The organism is Belnapia mucosa (assembly GCF_016775475.1).
GTDB classification, from domain to species: Bacteria; Pseudomonadota; Alphaproteobacteria; order Acetobacterales; family Acetobacteraceae; genus Belnapia; species Belnapia mucosa.
Genome location: NZ_JAEUXJ010000004.1, coordinates 340,924 through 355,411, shown reverse-complemented (window position 1 = coordinate 355,411; position 14,488 = coordinate 340,924). Strand labels below are relative to the sequence as shown.

Annotated in this window: 15 protein-coding genes and 1 tRNA gene; 5 read left to right on the top strand and 11 right to left on the bottom strand. The window is 72.1% G+C overall.

All coding sequences use genetic code 11. The features are described from left to right. Window position 1: 1 nt before the first annotated feature. The 3 genes from JMJ55_RS12630 to JMJ55_RS12620 are packed head-to-tail and all read right to left on the bottom strand — an operon-like array spanning window position 2 to window position 3,316. Window positions 2-964 carry a Bug family tripartite tricarboxylate transporter substrate binding protein gene (locus tag JMJ55_RS12630; protein WP_202825903.1) on the bottom strand — a complete coding sequence of 321 codons (963 nt, stop codon included), beginning with the start codon at window positions 962-964 and terminating at the stop codon, window positions 2-4. Between the two features lie 42 nt (window positions 965-1,006). Continuing rightward, on the bottom strand, window positions 1,007-2,068 hold the full coding sequence (locus JMJ55_RS12625) for a PepSY-associated TM helix domain-containing protein (protein ID WP_202825902.1): 1,062 nt from the start codon (window positions 2,066-2,068) through the stop codon (window positions 1,007-1,009). A 3-nt stretch (window positions 2,069-2,071) separates the two neighbouring features. Further along, the gene (locus JMJ55_RS12620; RefSeq protein WP_202825901.1) at window positions 2,072-3,316 is read right to left on the bottom strand and encodes an MFS transporter; all 1,245 of its coding nucleotides are present in this window, start codon (window positions 3,314-3,316) and stop codon (window positions 2,072-2,074) included. A 76-nt stretch (window positions 3,317-3,392) separates the two neighbouring features. Between JMJ55_RS12620 and JMJ55_RS12615 the strand changes: the two genes are divergently transcribed. Genes JMJ55_RS12615 through JMJ55_RS12605 form a run of 3 tightly spaced genes read left to right on the top strand, consistent with a single transcriptional unit; the run spans window position 3,393 to window position 5,160 of the window. Continuing rightward, entirely contained in the window at window positions 3,393-3,647 is a 255-nt protein-coding gene (locus JMJ55_RS12615; RefSeq protein ID WP_202825900.1) for a hypothetical protein, read from the top strand. Further along, entirely contained in the window at window positions 3,647-4,765 is a 1,119-nt protein-coding gene (locus tag JMJ55_RS12610; RefSeq protein ID WP_202825899.1) for a glutathionylspermidine synthase family protein, read from the top strand. Before JMJ55_RS12615 ends, JMJ55_RS12610 begins: the two co-directional genes overlap by 1 nt. Beyond that, window positions 4,762-5,160 carry a DUF350 domain-containing protein gene (locus tag JMJ55_RS12605; protein WP_202825898.1) on the top strand — a complete coding sequence of 133 codons (399 nt, stop codon included), beginning with the start codon at window positions 4,762-4,764 and terminating at the stop codon, window positions 5,158-5,160. The genes JMJ55_RS12610 and JMJ55_RS12605 overlap by 4 nt, the downstream gene beginning before the upstream one ends. 28 nt (window positions 5,161-5,188) lie before the next feature. Here the strand turns inward: JMJ55_RS12605 and JMJ55_RS12600 are convergent, their stop codons facing one another. The 4 genes from JMJ55_RS12600 to JMJ55_RS12585 all read right to left on the bottom strand — a co-directional run bounded on the left by JMJ55_RS12600 (window position 5,189) and on the right by JMJ55_RS12585 (window position 8,687). Next, entirely contained in the window at window positions 5,189-6,058 is an 870-nt protein-coding gene (locus JMJ55_RS12600) for a LysR family transcriptional regulator (protein WP_202825897.1), read from the bottom strand. Window positions 6,059-6,092: 34 nt separating this feature from the next. Beyond that, entirely contained in the window at window positions 6,093-6,884 is a 792-nt protein-coding gene (locus JMJ55_RS12595; protein ID WP_202825896.1) for a DUF2076 domain-containing protein, read from the bottom strand. Window positions 6,885-7,023: 139 nt separating this feature from the next. Further along, window positions 7,024-7,443 (bottom strand): CoA-binding protein, encoded by a 420-nt coding sequence (locus JMJ55_RS12590; RefSeq protein ID WP_202825895.1) that lies wholly within the window; start codon window positions 7,441-7,443, stop codon window positions 7,024-7,026. 26 nt (window positions 7,444-7,469) lie between these two features. After that, complete coding sequence (locus JMJ55_RS12585) at window positions 7,470-8,687, bottom strand: hypothetical protein (RefSeq protein ID WP_202825894.1); 1,218 nt, start codon at window positions 8,685-8,687, stop codon at window positions 7,470-7,472. A gap of 258 nt (window positions 8,688-8,945) precedes the next feature. Here JMJ55_RS12585 and JMJ55_RS12580 point away from each other — a divergent pair. Continuing rightward, a tRNA-Ile gene (locus JMJ55_RS12580) sits at window positions 8,946-9,021 on the top strand. Window positions 9,022-9,031: 10 nt separating this feature from the next. On the opposite strand, the gene JMJ55_RS12575 is transcribed toward JMJ55_RS12580, so the two are convergent. Genes JMJ55_RS12575 through JMJ55_RS12560 form a run of 4 tightly spaced genes read right to left on the bottom strand, consistent with a single transcriptional unit; the run spans window position 9,032 to window position 12,676 of the window. Continuing rightward, window positions 9,032-9,877, bottom strand: a complete 846-nt coding sequence (locus tag JMJ55_RS12575; RefSeq protein WP_202825893.1) for an efflux RND transporter periplasmic adaptor subunit — start codon at window positions 9,875-9,877, stop codon at window positions 9,032-9,034. Next, window positions 9,874-10,083 (bottom strand): DUF1656 domain-containing protein, encoded by a 210-nt coding sequence (locus tag JMJ55_RS12570; protein WP_202825892.1) that lies wholly within the window; start codon window positions 10,081-10,083, stop codon window positions 9,874-9,876. Before JMJ55_RS12570 ends, JMJ55_RS12575 begins: the two co-directional genes overlap by 4 nt. Continuing rightward, complete coding sequence (locus JMJ55_RS12565; protein ID WP_202825891.1) at window positions 10,080-12,047, bottom strand: FUSC family protein; 1,968 nt, start codon at window positions 12,045-12,047, stop codon at window positions 10,080-10,082. The genes JMJ55_RS12570 and JMJ55_RS12565 overlap by 4 nt, the downstream gene beginning before the upstream one ends. A 56-nt stretch (window positions 12,048-12,103) precedes the next feature. After that, a complete protein-coding gene (locus JMJ55_RS12560; RefSeq protein ID WP_236033653.1) occupies window positions 12,104-12,676 on the bottom strand; it encodes a carboxymuconolactone decarboxylase family protein in 573 nt (190 codons plus the stop codon). Window positions 12,677-12,807: 131 nt separating this feature from the next. On the opposite strand from JMJ55_RS12560, the gene ettA reads away from it, so the two are divergent. Beyond that, on the top strand, window positions 12,808-14,487 hold the full coding sequence (gene ettA, locus JMJ55_RS12555; RefSeq protein WP_202825890.1) for an energy-dependent translational throttle protein EttA: 1,680 nt from the start codon (window positions 12,808-12,810) through the stop codon (window positions 14,485-14,487). Window position 14,488: the final 1 nt, after the last annotated feature.

Here is a 14,488-nt window from a genome sequence, read left to right as displayed (position 1 = left end):
CTCAGCCATCCACCGACAGGTTCATGGACTCCGCCAGCTCGGTCCATTGCCGGAGCTGGACGGCCATCTCCGCCTTGAACTCGGCCGGCGGCAGGTAGCCGGCCAGGGTGTCCATATCCTGCAGCCGGCGCAGCACCGCCTCGTTCCGCATGGCGCCGGCGAAGCTCGCCTCCAGCCGCGCCAGGATGGGCGGCGGGACACGCACGGGCGCGAACAATCCGATGAAGCCGGCCATGCCGAAGGCATCGGGATAGCCGAGCTCCAGGAAGTTCGGCAGGTCGGGCATGGAGGGGATGCGGCGTTTCCCGAGCGTCGCCAGCGGCCGCAGCCGGCCGGAGCGGATATAGTCCCCCGCCGCGGTCATGCTGTGGAAGCCGCATTGGATGCGCCCGCCGAGGATGTCGGTCAGCATCGGCGCTTCGCCGCGATAGGCGATATGCGTCATGTTCAGCTTCTCGACGTCCGAGAAAAGCTGGGCGAAGGCGTGGCCGGAGGAGCCGGTGGCGTAGGAACCGAAGGAGAGGTCCCGCCCGCGCGCATAGGCGACGAATTCGGCGAGCGTCTTCGCCGGAATCTCCGGCCGGATGCAGAAGGGCAGGGGCGTCGTGCCGACCTTGCCGATCGGCGCGAAATCCTCGAGCGGCTGGTAGGGCCAGCGGCGGAACACCACCGGCGACTGGATCAGTGGGCTGATCGTGTAGAGCAGCGTGTAGCCATCGGCCGGACCCTTGGCGACATAGTCCGAGCCCAGCATGCCGCCGGCGCCGCTGCGATTCTCGATGACGATGGGCTGGCCGAGATCGGCGCTCATCGCCTCGGCGATCAGCCGGGCCCAGACATCGGTGGCGCCGCCGGCCGGGAAGGGCACCACGAAGCGGATCGGCCGGTCGGGATAGCTGGTCTGGGCGAGGGCAGGTGCGGCCAGCAGGGCGGCTCCGAGCGCAGGCAGGCTGCGGCGTCGCATGACATGTCCTCCATCTTTCTTGGCGGGAAGAGTGGCCGAGCTTCAGGACCGGCTCAAGACCTCGTCAGGGCGCCGCCGCCGGACACGCCCCCGCCCGCGCCGCCAGAGCAAGAAGCCGAGCAGGCCGAGCGCCACCGGCCCCAGCCCGGTCGCCAGCACCAGCAGCCGGTGCGGCAGGCCGAAGGCGGTGCCGTAATGCAGCGCCTCGATCCAGGCGGAGATGCGGGTGACCGGATCGGTATCGGCAATCTCGCTCAGGGCGCCGGTCGTGGCATCGACGGTGACGCCCGCCTCGTGCCCTGGCCAGCCATCCGTGGGGGCGAGGGCGATGCGGTAGCGTGCCGGGCCGCCCGGTTGCGGCAGGTCGATCCAGCGGATTGCCCAGTCCGGCCGCTGCGCCTGGGCCAGGGCTAGGGCACCGGCCAGATCGACCGGTCCCGTCCCGGACGCGGTTGTGGGCGGTGTCCCGGCCGGCACCAGCCGGTAGAGCGCCCGCTCGACGGTGCGCGGAAAGGCCATGCCGAAGCCGGTGATCGCGGCGATCAGCAGCAGCGGCAGCAGGCGCAGCCCGAGCACCCGGTGCCAATTCGCCAGCCGCCGCCTGCCGCGCAGGCCGCGCACCGAGGCCAGCCTTTCCCGCCAGGGCAGCGGTCCGGGCTCCCGCCAGAGCCAGAAGCCGGCGCCGAGCAGCAGCAAGGTCGGCAGGGCGAGCAGCCCCACCAGCACATCGCCCGGCCGGCCGAGCAGCAGGCTGCGATGCAGGTCATGCACCAGATGGACGAGCTTGGTGCCCTGCCCCACTTCGCCCAGCACCTCGCCTGAGGTCGGGTCCAGATACAGCGTGACGCGCTGGCCGGAGGGGATGCGGAAATCCATCCGCAAGGGCCGGCCAGGCCAGAGCCGCAGCGGCCCTTCCGGGATGTCGGGCCTGGCGGCGCGGGCGGCGGCGAGAATCTCCGGTAGCGGCCGTGCCTCGCCCGGTCCCGGCGCGGCCATCCGCCAGGTCTCGATCTCGGGGAGGAAGGTGATGATCGCGCCGGTCAGCCCGACCAGCGCAAACCAGGCTCCGAGCCCAAGGCCGAGCCAGCGATGCAGCCGCCGCATCGGCTACTCGGCGGGGACCACGTCGACCCGCCGGGCCGCCGCCGCGCTCTCCTTCGCGCTGCCGGCGCACAGCAGCGAGAGGCCGAGCAGCCCGGCAACCACCGGCAGCACCAGGCCGGGATGGCCGAAATCGATCAGCATCCCCATTGGCACCGGGGTGATGGCGGAGCCCAGCGGCAGGCCAGCGGAGACGAAGCCGAAGACCTTGCCGATCTGCCCCGGCGGGCAGGCATCCTTCAGCATCACGTCGCGCGGGGTGCGGGAGGTGCCGAGCGCCAGGCCCGCCGCCACCGCGACCACCGGCAGCAGCACTTCCGGCATCGGCACCAGGCCGAGCGAAAGCAGCAGCGTCATGGCGACGAGCGTCAGGACCGTCACCATGCCGAGCAGGTTGCGCTTCGACTTGTCGGCGATCCAGCCGCCGACCAGCGTGCCGGCGGTGGCGCCCACCATGTAGCCGGTCAGCACGCCCGAGGCGACCAGCACCGGCGTGCCCCAGAGCTTGCCGAGCACCGTCACGAGCCAGGCCTGCACGCCGGAGCCGGCCATGGAGGAGAGCAGGAAGAAGGCGAAGAACAGCAGCATGGGGCGGGAGAGCAGGACCTCGCGGCTCGAGGTCTTCTCCGCTGCCTTGGCAGGCTTGGCCTGGTCGCGCAGCACACTGCTCTGCAGCAGGATAGCGATGACGACCGGCACGCCGAGCAACCCGACGGTCAGCAGCGCACCGCGCCAGCTCCCCATCACGCCGACCAGCAGGGCGATGACCGGCGGCGCCAGGGCGAAGCCGAGATTGCCGGTGAAGGTGTGCAACGCGAAGGCCCGGCCCATGAAGGACTTGTTCACGCTGCCGGTCATGATCGCGTAGTCGGCCGGATGGATGACGCTGTTGCCGATGCCGGACAGCACCGCCAGCGGCAGGATCATCCAGAAGGCCGGCGCTGCGGCCATGGCAGAGACCGAGAGGGCCATCAGCAGCGTGCCGCCGACCAGGAAGGGCCGCGCTCCCCAGCGATCCACCCAGAATCCCACCGGGGTCTGCAGCACCGCCGTCGTCCCGCTCATCAGCGCGACCGACAGGCCGAGCATGCTGTAGGAGACATCGAATTCCGCCCGCCAGAGCAGGAAGAGCGGCGGCAGGCAAAGCATGTAGAAATGCGACAGGAAATGCCCGGTGCCGATCAGCGCGACGATGCGCATGTCCCGGCCCGAGACAGGGCCCTCGGCGGCAGGTGCAGGCGACAATGACATGCGGAGGCCTCGATCGTGGTCGCGGCGCCCCCTTGGGCGCTGGCAGTGTCCGGCCCCTTCCGGTTAGCCTCGCCGGATGCGGCGCGCAACTGGCATCGGCCTCGTCCTGCTCGGCGGTGGCCTGGCCTTCGGCCTCTCGACCTGCGACGGCGGTTCGGAGGAATGCCGCGAGGCCCGGGCCCAGGGGCGGCCGGATGCCGAGCAATTGTGCCGAAGCTCTTCCTCCAGCGGGCACAGCTCTTCCTCCTCGTCCTCCTCCTCCTCGCATGCCAGCGCCAGCACGCGGTCCGGCTTCGGCAGCTTCGCCAGCCATATGAGCGGGGGCGGCTGATGCGGCGGATCACCCAGGCGCCACGGCCGGACCGGCTGGAGCGCGCCCGCCGCATGGGCTTCGCCTTCGCCGAGATCGAGGGCGAGCCCTATTGGGACGAGACCGCCTGCTACGCCTTCACCGCCGCCGAGGTCGATGTGCTGGAGGCGGCGACCGCGGAGCTGGAGCGGCTGACGCGCCTCGCCTGTGCGCATCTGGTGCGGGAGGATACCGGCCGGGCACTCGGCCTCTCGGAGGCGGCCTGGGCCCTGGCCCGGCGATCCTGGCTCCGGGGCGAGCCGAGCCTCTATGGCCGGATGGATCTGTGCTGGGACGGCAGCGGTCCACCCAAGCTGCTGGAATACAATGCCGATACCCCAACTGCCCTGTTCGAGGCCGCGGTGGTGCAGTGGGAATGGCTGCAATGCACCGACCCGGCGCTCGACCAATTCAACGGGCTGCATGAGGCGCTGATCGCCGCCTGGCCTGGGCTCGGCCTGCCGCGCCGGGTGCATTTCGCCTGCGCCCGGGATTCGGTCGAGGACCAGGGCACGCTCGACTATCTGCGCGACACAGCGATGCAGGCCGGGCTGGCGGCGCCGGCGCTGACCATGGACCAGATCGGCTGGGACGGACGCCGTTTCCGCGACCTGGAGGAGCAGCCGATCGAGGCGATCTTCAAGCTCTATCCCTGGGACTGGTTGCTGGCCGAGGATTTCGGCGCCCATGTCGCCGGCGCCCCGACCCGCTGGATCGAGCCGGCCTGGCGCCTGATGCCCAGCAGCAAGGCCTTCCTCGCCCTGCTCTGGGCGCTCTTCCCCGACCACCCGAACCTGTTGCCGGCCTATCTGGAGTCCGGGCGCTGCGGCGGGCCGGAGATCGCCAAGCCCTTCTGGGGGCGGGAGGGCGCCAATATCACCGCGCCGGGGGCCGAGACGCCCGGCCCCTATGCCGGCCAGCCCAGGGTCTGGCAGCGCTATGCCGAGCTGCCCTGCTTCGCCGGCCGCTACCCCGTGCTCGGCAGCTGGGTGATCGGGGGCAGCCCGGCCGGGCTCGGCATCCGCGAGGATGCGACGCCGATCACCCGCGACACCAGCCGCTTCGTCCCCCACTGGTTCCAGCCCGAGGGTTCTGCATGACCAGCCTCGCCGCCCTGCCGGCTTTCCTGGCGCATTTCCTGGCGGGCCTGGCCCTGCTGGGGGCGGCCTTCCTGGTCTTCACCCGGATGACCCCGCATGACGAGATGGCGCTGGTGCGCGCCGGCAACCTGCCGGCGGCGGTGGCGCTGGGTGGGTCGGTGCTCGGCGCGGCGCTCGCCATTGCCTCCGCTGTCTCGCATTCGGCGGGGCTGCTGGATGCGGTGGTTTGGGCGGTGGTGGCGCTGCTGGCGCAACTCGGCGCCTTCCTGCTGACCGCGCGGCTGCTGCCGGACTGGCGGGCGGCGATCGAGCGCGGCGAGATGGCGACGGCGGTGTTGAAGGCGGCGGTGGCCGTGGCGGTCGGGCTGCTGAATGCGGCGGCGATGACGCCCTGAGCTGAAGCGTTGGAGAGGGAGCCCGGTCTCAAGCCGCGCTCGCCAGCTCGGGCCCGTCCAGGCTCTCGCGAATGAAGCGCATCAGCGGCTCGGCCAGCGGGTTCTGCCCCGCCGCATCGCCGAAGACGCACATCTCCGCGGTCCCGAGCGGCGGCAGACCCGGCACCTCCACGAGGCCCGGCGGCAGCCCGCTGCGGCCGAGCACAGTCAGCGCGAAGCCCGCCTGCGCCGCTGCCGCGACGCCGAGCAGGCTGGCCGAGACATAGACCACCTCGAACCCCATCCCCGCCCGGGCCAGGGCCGCCAGCGCCCGGTCGCGGAACATGCAGCCGGGCGGCAGCATCGCCAGGGGCAGGGGCCGGCCGCTCGGTGCCACCCAGTCCGGCGCCGCGACCCAGATCACCGCTTCCGTCCAGATCGGCCGGCCCGCGGTCTCGCCATCCCGCCGCTTGCCGAGCACGAGGTCGAGCGCCCCGCGCTCCTGCGCCGCCCGCAGCTCATGGCTGCGCCCGACCTCCACCTCCAGCCGCACCTCGGGATAGGTCTGGGCGAAGCGGGCCAGCAGCGGCGCCAGGTTGCGCGGCACGAAATGGTCGGCAACGCCGAGTCGCAGCCGCCCTGCGACCGGCGGCGCGACCATCCGCCGCACCGCCTCGTCATTCAGCGCCAGGATGCGGCGGGCATAGGCGAGCAGCGTCTCGCCGTCGCGGGTCAGCACCACGGCGCGGCTGGTGCGGTCCAGCACGCGGCGCTGCACCACCTCCTCCAGCCGCTTCACCTTCAGGCTCACGGCGGATTGCGTGAGCCCCAGCGCCTGGCCGGCAGCGGTGAAACCGCCGCGCTCGGCCACGGTGACGAAGCAGCGCAGCAGGTCGAGGTCGAGATCGGGGATGCGCATGGCGCAGGGCCAGCCTTACGCCATGCGCCGCCCGCTAGACCTCCTCGTCGTAGCCGCCGCCGGCATCGTCGGTGCCGCCGGTATCGTAGTTGTTGTCGTCATAGCCGCCGCCCGTGGCATCGCTGGTCGACGAGGCATAGTCCTGCCCGCCGCCGCTGCCCCAGCCCTGGTCGGCCGCCGCCGTGCCCGGATCGGTCCAGGGCGAGCTGGCCGGCACCGCTTCCTGCCCGAAGGCACCGCCACCGCCCGAGGCGTCGGAGGCCGTGGAGGCCGCAGCCGCCGAGCCGTGATGGCCGAAGCTGTTCATCAGCATGTTGCCGAGGACCATGCCGCCGGCGACGCCCGCCGCCGTGGTCAGCGCGGTGCCGAGGAAGCCCGAGCCGCCGCGTTGCGGCTGAAGCATCCCGGGATTGTAGTTCGGCGGATAGACCGGCTGCGGGGGCGGGGCCATCGGGGGCTGCTGGCGGCTCTGGCCGCCACCGAACATGCCGCCGAACAGCCCGCCGCTGCGGGGCTGCTGCGCCGCCTGGGCCTGGTTGTGGGCGTTCTGCACCTCCCATTCCAGCTGGCGGATGCGGTTCTGCGCCTCGACCAGCGCGGCCTCCTGCACGAAGGCGGTCTGGGTGATGCGGTAGCGCGCCTCGGGATAGCGGGCGAAGAGGTCGTTGATCAGCGCATCCGCGTCGCGGTCCACCGGCGGCAGGTTCGGCCGCGGCTGGGTGGCAGGCACGCTGCCACCCCAAGGGCCGGAGCTTGGAGCGCCTGGCGAAGCACCGGCGATCCGCTCCACGAACTGGGTGATGATCCGGCGTTCTTCGTCGTTCATGGTCCTCATGTCTCCCTGGTCATCGTCCCGGCGACCGGCCGCCCTGTTTCCGGGCTGGTCCGGCCCCTGCCCAAGGCAGGCGACGCGCCACCCTGGCGAAGTGGCCCGGCTTCCGAACCGTTTCAAGCGGGGGCGGTGGCTAGCCGATGCGCCCCGGCAGGCCGAGCCGCCGCCATTCGATCACCGGGCAGCGATCCTGCACGAAGCGCAGCCCGGCCGCCCGCGCCCGCTCGCCGGCCGCATCGTCGCGGACTCCGAGCTGGAGCCAGACCGTCCGGGCGCCGAGGCGGATCGCCTCATCCACCACCGCGCCGGCTTCCTCGCTGCGGCGGAAGACATCGACCATGTCGAGCGGCCCGGCGGCCTCCAGCCCCGGTGCCACCTCGGCGCCATGGATTCGCTGGCCGGCGAGGCCGGGATTGACCGGCGTCACCGCATAGCCGCGCTCCACCAGGAAGGCGGCGACGCCAAAGCTCGGCCGTTCGGGCTTGGCCGAGGCGCCCACCACCGCGATGCGGCGGGTGCTCAGCAGGATCTCGCGGATGGCGTCCTCGGTCATGGCATTGGGTCTCCTTCGGCATGAGGCTAGCCCTGCCGGACCGCCCCGCCTATCGCGGCTGGCGCGCCCTGCCGGTCCTGCTGGCGCTCACCGCGCTGCTCTGGTGGTGGCCGAACCGCGAGCAGGCGGGGGAGGTTCCCGCGCCTGCCGGCCCCATCCCCTCCGTCTCCTTCGCGCCCTTCCGCCCCGGCCAGTCGCCGCTCGAGGACCGCTTTCCGAGCCCAGCGGAGGTCGAGGCCGACCTGGCGCTGCTGGCGCCGCAGGTCCGGGCGATCCGCAGCTATGCTGCGCTGGGCGGCGAGTACGATCTGCCGGCGCTGGCGGCGCGGCACGGATTGAAGTTGCAGGCGGGCGCCTGGCTCGGGCGCGAGGCGCGGCAGAACGAGGCGGAACTCGCCGCGCTCATCGCCCAGGCCCACGCCCATCCGGAGACGATCACCCGCGTGATCGTCGGCAATGAGGTGCTGCTGCGCCGCGACCTGCGCCCGGCCGCGCTGATGGCGGCGCTCGACCGGGTGCGCGCCGCGGTCGCGCAACCCGTCACCTATGCCGATGTCTGGGAATACTGGGAGCGCCACCCGGAACTGGCCGCGCATGTCGATATCGTGACCGTCCACTTCCTCCCTTATTGGGAGGACCGGCCGATTCCGGTCGAGGCGGCGATCGGGCATATCCGGGGCGTGCTGGCCCGGCTGCGCGCCGCCTTCCCCGGCAAGCCGATCGCGATCGGCGAGGCCGGCTGGCCGAGCCGTGGCCGCTGGCGGGCCGGCGCTGTGCCCTCCCGCGTCGATCAGGCGGTCTTTACCCGCCGCATCCTCGCCCTGGCGGCGGAGGAGGGGCTGGACCTCAACCTGATCGAGGCTTTCGACCAGGGCTGGAAATACCGGCTGGAGGGCACGGTCGGCACCGGCTGGGGTCTGTGGGATGCCGGGCGGGGGCCGCAATTCCCCCGCGCTGGCCCGCTGCGCGAGGATCCCGCCTGGGGGCTGGAGGCCGCGGCGGCGGCGCTGCTCGGCCTGCTGTTCTGGGCCGTCTCGGGGCGGCCGCTGCTGGCCTTCGCGCTCGGCAATGCCCTGGTCTTCGCCCTGTGTGGCACCTGGCCGGCGCTCTACGGGTCCTGGCGCTGGCTGGCGGCGGCGGTGAACCTGCCCGGCCAGGCGCTGCTCGCCCTGCTGCTGCTGCGCCGGTCCCGCGCGGCGGGGGCGCTGCTGCTGCCCTTCCTGCTGGCCGCGCTGGTGCTGCAATGGCTGCTGGTGCTCGACCCGCGCTACCGCGACTTCCCGACCGCCGCCTTCGCCGTGCCGCTGGTGGCCGTCCTGGCGGGGACGCGCGCCGGCTGGCGCCCTTGGCTCGCGGTGCCCCTCGTCGCTGGGGCGCTGCTCGGCGCCGGGCTGGAGGGGCCGGCCAACCTGCAATCCCTGGCCTGGGCGGCTGCGGCGCTGGTCCTCGCTGCGGCGGCGCTGGACTTCCGCTCGCGCCCCCGGCATTCCTGCGGCGCTGGCGGGCCTGTAGCTCAATGGTCAGAGCGGACCGCTCATAACGGTTTGGTTGCAGGTTCGAGTCCTGCCGGGCCCACCAGCACGCCCTGCTAATCGCCGATGCTGACCGTCGCCGTCCGCCCCGGCAGCAGCCGCAGCGCCGGCGGCCGGTCATCGAGGGTGATCCGCACCGGCACCCGCTGCGCCAGCCGCACCCAGCTGAAGGTCGGGTTCACATTGGCCAGCAGGTTCGGCCCGGCGGCGCGGTCGCGGTCCTCGATGCCGGCGGCGATGCTTTCGACATGGCCGCGCAGGATGGCGGATTCGCCCATCAGCCGGATGCGCACCGGGGCACCGGGGGTGATGCGGGGCAGGCGGGTCTCCTCGAAATACCCCTCCACCCGCAGCGTGTCCCGGTCCACCAGGGCGAAGACCGCATGGCCGCCGGTCACATAGTCGCCCGGCCGCAGGTCGAAATTGGTGACGGTGCCGCCGACCGGCGCCGTCACGCGCGTCCGCTCCAGGTTCAGCCGCGCCAGGTCGCGGTCGGCCAGCGCCTGGCTATAGGCCGCCGCCGCCTGGTTCGCCTCGGAGACGGCACGTTCCTGCGCCTGGACCGAAACTGCGCTCTGGTCCAGCCGCGTCACCCGCACCGCATCGCGCTGGGCCTGTTGCAGCGCCTCCCAGCGGGATTGCGCCGCGGCCTCGGCCTGGCGCAGCGCCAGGTCGAAGCGGGCGCGGTCGATCTCGAAGAGCAGGTCGCCGCGCTGCACCTCCTGGTTGTCGCGCACGGCGATGCTGGCGACGAGGCCGGAGACATCCGGCGCGATGCCGACCACATCCGCCCGCACCCGCCCATCCCGCGTCCAGGGGGCCAGCATGTAGTAGTCCCAGAGCCGCCAGCCGACGAAACCGGCGACGAGGAGGGCAAGGGCGGTCAGGGCCAGGCGTTTCATGGCGCGATCCAATGGGCGACGGCGACCACGCCGCCGAGCAGCAGGAGGAAGAGGGCTGCCTCGAAGAGCGGCGGATGCCAGACATGGCGCGGCAGGCCGAGCCGCCCGGCCAGACGCCAGACCAGCCCCTTCAGCAGCAGGGCGATCAGCACCCAGACCAACAGCGCCGGGACGAAGATGCCGAAGATGTCGATCTCGGCGATCATGCCGCGAGCGCCGGGGGCGGGGCCTGGATGCCGGGGAAGAGCGCCATGCGGAGCCCCGAGAGTGCCAGCGCCGCCGGCCGCGCTGCCGGCTCCGGCAATGCGGCGGCGAGGGCGGCATCGATCCGGGCGAGCGCCGCCTCCGGCGCCAGCCGCCCACGGGCCAGTGCGCCGGTCGCGGCCACCGCCGCCTCGATCGCGGGGCGGAGCGCGGCGGGCAGGCCGGCCGCCACCTCCCGCAGCCGCAGCAGGTTGAAGGCGGCGCGCAGCTCCGCCAGCTCGCGCCGGCCCAGCGTCGCGGCATCGGCGGCGCCGAGCCGGGCCGAGAGCGCCTCGAACCGGTCGAGCATGGCGGCGGCGATGCGGCGGAGATCGGCTGGCCGCCGACCCTCGGCCAGCCGCGCCAGGTCGCGGCGATCGGCCTCGACCAGCCGCGCCACCCGCCAGGCGACGCCGGCGCCGCGCAGCACCCGTGTCACCACCAGCGCCATGGCGAAGCCGACCAGCATGCCGATCGCGCTTTCGAGGAAGCCGGCCGGATCGGCGCCGTAGCTGGCCTGGATGGCCATGAGGGCGAGGGCGTTGAGGGCAATGGGCGCCATCCGTGGCGTCAGCGCCGGCACCGCCAGCAGCGCCCCGAGCGGCAGATAGAGCAGGCCGAGCGCGATGATGAGTGGGATGAAGCCGTCCAACGCCGGCAGGATGGCGAAGAGGTAGAGCGCGGCCGCGGCGGCGGCGAGGACGGTGCCCTCCATAAAGCGGAGGATGGCCGGCGTGGGGTCGTCGAGCGCGGCAAAGAGGCTGGCGCCGACTGCCGACATCATCGCCGCTGTCGCCCCGCCCGGCCAGCCGGCCAGGATCCAGAAGGCGCAGCAGAGGCAGACCGAGACCACGGCCGAAAGCCCGGAAAGCCCGACCAGCAGCGGATCGACATGGCCCGGCATCGGCCCGGCGCCGAGATCGCCCCGGGCCGCGCCGGCAATGCGCCCGGCCTGGCCGCGGCAGGCCTCGGCGGTACTCAGCAGCTCGCGCAGGCGGGCCAGCAGCCCCTCCCGCATCAGGCCGGACCAGCCGCCGGCCGCCGAGGCCTCGGCTTCCGCGGCGGCGAGCCTGGCTTCCAGCCCCGGATCATCGCCCGGGCTGCCGCCGATCCGCGCGGCGATGGCGTCGAGCAGTGGGGCGAGGGCAGTCGCGGCTGCCGGGTCGGCGGCGCGGAGGGCAAGGATCCGGTCGGCCGCGGCGCTGGCCAGCACCGGCATCCGCCGCGCCTGGCCGCGCAGCACCGGCAGGCGGCGCAGCGCGGCGCGGCTGCCGGCTTCGTAACGGGCCTGCTGGAACAATGCATCGAGCGCGCTGCCATCGCGCGCCAGCCGGCGCCGGTCCTCGGCCAGCCCCTCCATCCCGCCGCCCAGCGCATCGGCGGCGAGGCGGGCGATATCGGCCGTCCAGGCTTCCAGCCGGCGCAGCAGGTCGGGCGCGGCCGGGCGGGGCAGCAGGATGCCGTGCAGCACCCAGGTGCAGGCGATGCCGAGGCCGATCTCCTCCACCCGCAGGATGGCGGTGGTGAAGATCTCCTCCGGCGCATCGACGGCCGGGAAGCCGATGATCGCGGCGGTATAGCCGGCCAGCATGAAGCCGTAGCTGCGCGGCGTCGGGTCGAGCAGGGCGCAGGTCAGGCAGAGCCCGACCCAGAGCGCCATGACAAGCACCAGCAGCGGCGGCGCGGCGACCAGGTTCGGCACCGCCAGCACGGCGAAGGCGGCACCGGCGAAGGTGCCGCAGAGCCGCCCGATGCCCTTGGCCCGCAGCGCCCCGGCCGAGGGCTGGGCGGTGATATAGACGGTGGCCGCGGCCCAATAGGGTCGTTCCAGCCCGGTCCAGAAGGCGATGAGGAGGGCGAGGGTGGCAGCCGCGAAGGTAACGGCGGAGAAAGCCCATTCCCGCCGGCCCGGCAGCCATCTTGCCATGCACCCCTCCGCCCAGACCGCGCCGCAACGCCGGGGGTGAGGGGCCGTTCCTGGCGCTACCCTCGCTCTTCCTCCGGGATCGGCACGTCGAAGCCGTTCAGCGTGACCGAGACCATGCAGTAGAGACCGACCAGGTAGATCAGCTCCGCCGCGCCATGGGCCCCGAATTCCTTCACCGCCTGGCGATAGCTCAGCTCCGGCAGCACGCCGCCATTCACCAGCGCCGAGGCGATGTCATAGGCGATGGCTTGGTCGCGCGGCAGGTCGCCCGGCCGCTGCCCGGCGACGATGGTCGCCAGCGTATCGTCCGAGAGGCCGCGCTGCTCTGCGGCGATGACATGGGCATAGAGTTCATAGGCCGAGCGGAAATGCGCACCGGTGACGAGGATGGCGACCTCCCGCACCGGCTTCGGCAGGCTGGGCGCCACCGACATGGCCTTGGTGAGCTCCCAGATCGGGCCGCCGAATTTCGGCTCGTGCAGCCAGGGATTCCACGGGCCGAGCAGGGCGCCATTCCGGTCGATGGTGGCGAAGCCCTTGAAGTTCTTTTCGATTCCGGCCCGCATATCGTCATAGAGCGGGCGCTGCTCCTCGCTCAGGGCCTCGGGCTTGATCAGGGGAAGGCGCATGCGGGGGTTCCTTTCTGCTGGAAGCGCGGTGAACGCGGGCCGCACCGTAGCGATGCCAGCCCGCCGCTTTCCCTCGGCGGCCCCGGGCGCTAGAAACCGGGCCAACAGCCCCCCCCGTCAGGACCGAAGCCATGGCCTCCTACCAGTACGCCTATGTGATGAAAGACCTGACCAAGTCCTATCCGGGCGGGCGCGAGGTCTTCAAAGGCATCACCCTCTCCTTCCTGCCGGATGTGAAGATCGGCGTGCTCGGCCCGAACGGCGCCGGCAAGTCGACCCTGATGCGCATCATGGCCGGGCAGGACAAGGAATTCGGCGGCGAGGCCTGGGCGGCCGAGGGCGTCCGCGTCGGCTACCTGCCGCAGGAGCCGCATCTCGACCCGGACCTCACCGTCGGCGAGAACGTCATGCTCGCCTTCAAGGAGATGAAGGCCCATCTCGACCGCTTCAACGAGATCTCCCTCGCCTTCGGCGAGGAGATGTCGGAGGAGAAGATGAACAACCTGCTGGCCGAGCAGGCCGACCTGCAGGAGAAGATCGACGCCGGCGGCGGCTGGGAGATCGACCGCACCGTCGAGATCGCCCTCGACGCGCTGCGCTGCCCCCCCGCCGAGAGCCCGGTGACCACCCTCTCGGGCGGCGAGCGCCGCCGCGTCGCGCTCTGCAAGCTGCTGCTCGAGAAGCCGGAGATGCTGCTGCTCGACGAGCCGACCAACCACCTCGATGCCGAGAGCGTCTCCTGGCTTGAGAAGACGCTGCGCGACTATACCGGCGCCGTGCTGATCGTCACCCACGACCGCTACTTCCTCGACAACGTCACCAACTGGATTCTCGAGGTCGATCGCGGCCGGGGTATCCCCTACCAGGGCAACTACTCCGCCTATCTGGAGCAGAAGCGCAAGCGCCTCGCCCAGGAGGAGAAGGAGGAGAGCACCCGCCAGCGCCAGCTCGCTGAGGAGCAGGAATGGATCGGCCGTAGCCCCTCCGCCCGGCAGGCCAAGTCGAAGGCCCGCATCCAGGCCTATGAGGAGCTGCTGCTCCGCAGCCAGGATCGCGCGCCGGACCCGACCGAGATCCAGATCCCGCCCGCCCCGCGCCTCGGCAACACCGTCATCGTGGCGGACGCCATCCGCAAGGGCTTCGGCAACCGGCTGCTGATCGACGACCTGTCCTTCAAGCTGCCGCCGGGCGGCATCGTCGGCGTCATCGGCCCGAACGGCGCCGGCAAGACCACGCTGTTCAAGATGATCACCGGCGTCGACAAGCCCGACAGCGGCACGATGACCGTCGGCGAGAGCGTCCAGCTCGGCTATGTCGACCAGAGCCGCGACAGCCTCGACGACAAGAAGACCGTCTGGCAGGAGATCTCGAACGGCCAGGACCAGATCACCATGGGCAAGCGCACGGTGCCGAGCCGGGCCTATTGCGCCGCCTTCAACTTCAAGGGTGGCGACCAGCAGAAGCCGGTCGGCGTGCTCTCGGGCGGCGAGCGCAACCGCGTGCATCTGGCGAAGATGCTGAAGAACCCGCACAACGTGCTGCTGCTCGACGAGCCGACCAACGACCTCGACGTCGACACGCTCCGCGCGCTGGAGGAGGCGCTGGCCGACTTCGCCGGCTGCGCCGTCATCATCAGCCACGACCGCTGGTTCCTCGACCGTCTCGCGACGCACATCCTCGCCTTCGAGGGCGACAGCCATGTCGAGTGGTTCGAGGGCAACTTCCAGGCCTATGAGGCCGACAAGCGACGCCGCCTCGGCGCCGCGGCCGACCAGCCGCACCGGATCAAGTACCGCCCGCTGACGAGGTAGC

What these genes read in the sequence shown, in the direction of transcription:
- JMJ55_RS12565 (WP_202825891.1), bottom strand. Translation starts at nt 12,047, where the DNA reads ATGGCAAGATGGCTGCCGGGCCGGCGGGAATGGGCTTTCTCCGCCGTT.
- JMJ55_RS12605 (WP_202825898.1), top strand. Translation starts at nt 4,762, where the DNA reads ATGACCAGCCTCGCCGCCCTGCCGGCTTTCCTGGCGCATTTCCTGGCG.
- JMJ55_RS12575 (WP_202825893.1), bottom strand. Translation starts at nt 9,877, where the DNA reads ATGAAACGCCTGGCCCTGACCGCCCTTGCCCTCCTCGTCGCCGGTTTC.
- JMJ55_RS12625 (WP_202825902.1), bottom strand. Translation starts at nt 2,068, where the DNA reads ATGCGGCGGCTGCATCGCTGGCTCGGCCTTGGGCTCGGAGCCTGGTTT.
- JMJ55_RS12560 (WP_236033653.1), bottom strand. Translation starts at nt 12,676, where the DNA reads ATGCGCCTTCCCCTGATCAAGCCCGAGGCCCTGAGCGAGGAGCAGCGC.
- JMJ55_RS12590 (WP_202825895.1), bottom strand. Translation starts at nt 7,443, where the DNA reads ATGACCGAGGACGCCATCCGCGAGATCCTGCTGAGCACCCGCCGCATC.
- JMJ55_RS12630 (WP_202825903.1), bottom strand. Translation starts at nt 964, where the DNA reads ATGCGACGCCGCAGCCTGCCTGCGCTCGGAGCCGCCCTGCTGGCCGCA.
- JMJ55_RS12595 (WP_202825896.1), bottom strand. Translation starts at nt 6,884, where the DNA reads ATGAACGACGAAGAACGCCGGATCATCACCCAGTTCGTGGAGCGGATC.
- JMJ55_RS12610 (WP_202825899.1), top strand. Translation starts at nt 3,647, where the DNA reads ATGCGGCGGATCACCCAGGCGCCACGGCCGGACCGGCTGGAGCGCGCC.
- JMJ55_RS12600 (WP_202825897.1), bottom strand. Translation starts at nt 6,058, where the DNA reads ATGCGCATCCCCGATCTCGACCTCGACCTGCTGCGCTGCTTCGTCACC.
- ettA (WP_202825890.1), top strand. Translation starts at nt 12,808, where the DNA reads ATGGCCTCCTACCAGTACGCCTATGTGATGAAAGACCTGACCAAGTCC.
- JMJ55_RS12620 (WP_202825901.1), bottom strand. Translation starts at nt 3,316, where the DNA reads ATGTCATTGTCGCCTGCACCTGCCGCCGAGGGCCCTGTCTCGGGCCGG.
- JMJ55_RS12570 (WP_202825892.1), bottom strand. Translation starts at nt 10,083, where the DNA reads ATGATCGCCGAGATCGACATCTTCGGCATCTTCGTCCCGGCGCTGTTG.
- JMJ55_RS12615 (WP_202825900.1), top strand. Translation starts at nt 3,393, where the DNA reads ATGCGGCGCGCAACTGGCATCGGCCTCGTCCTGCTCGGCGGTGGCCTG.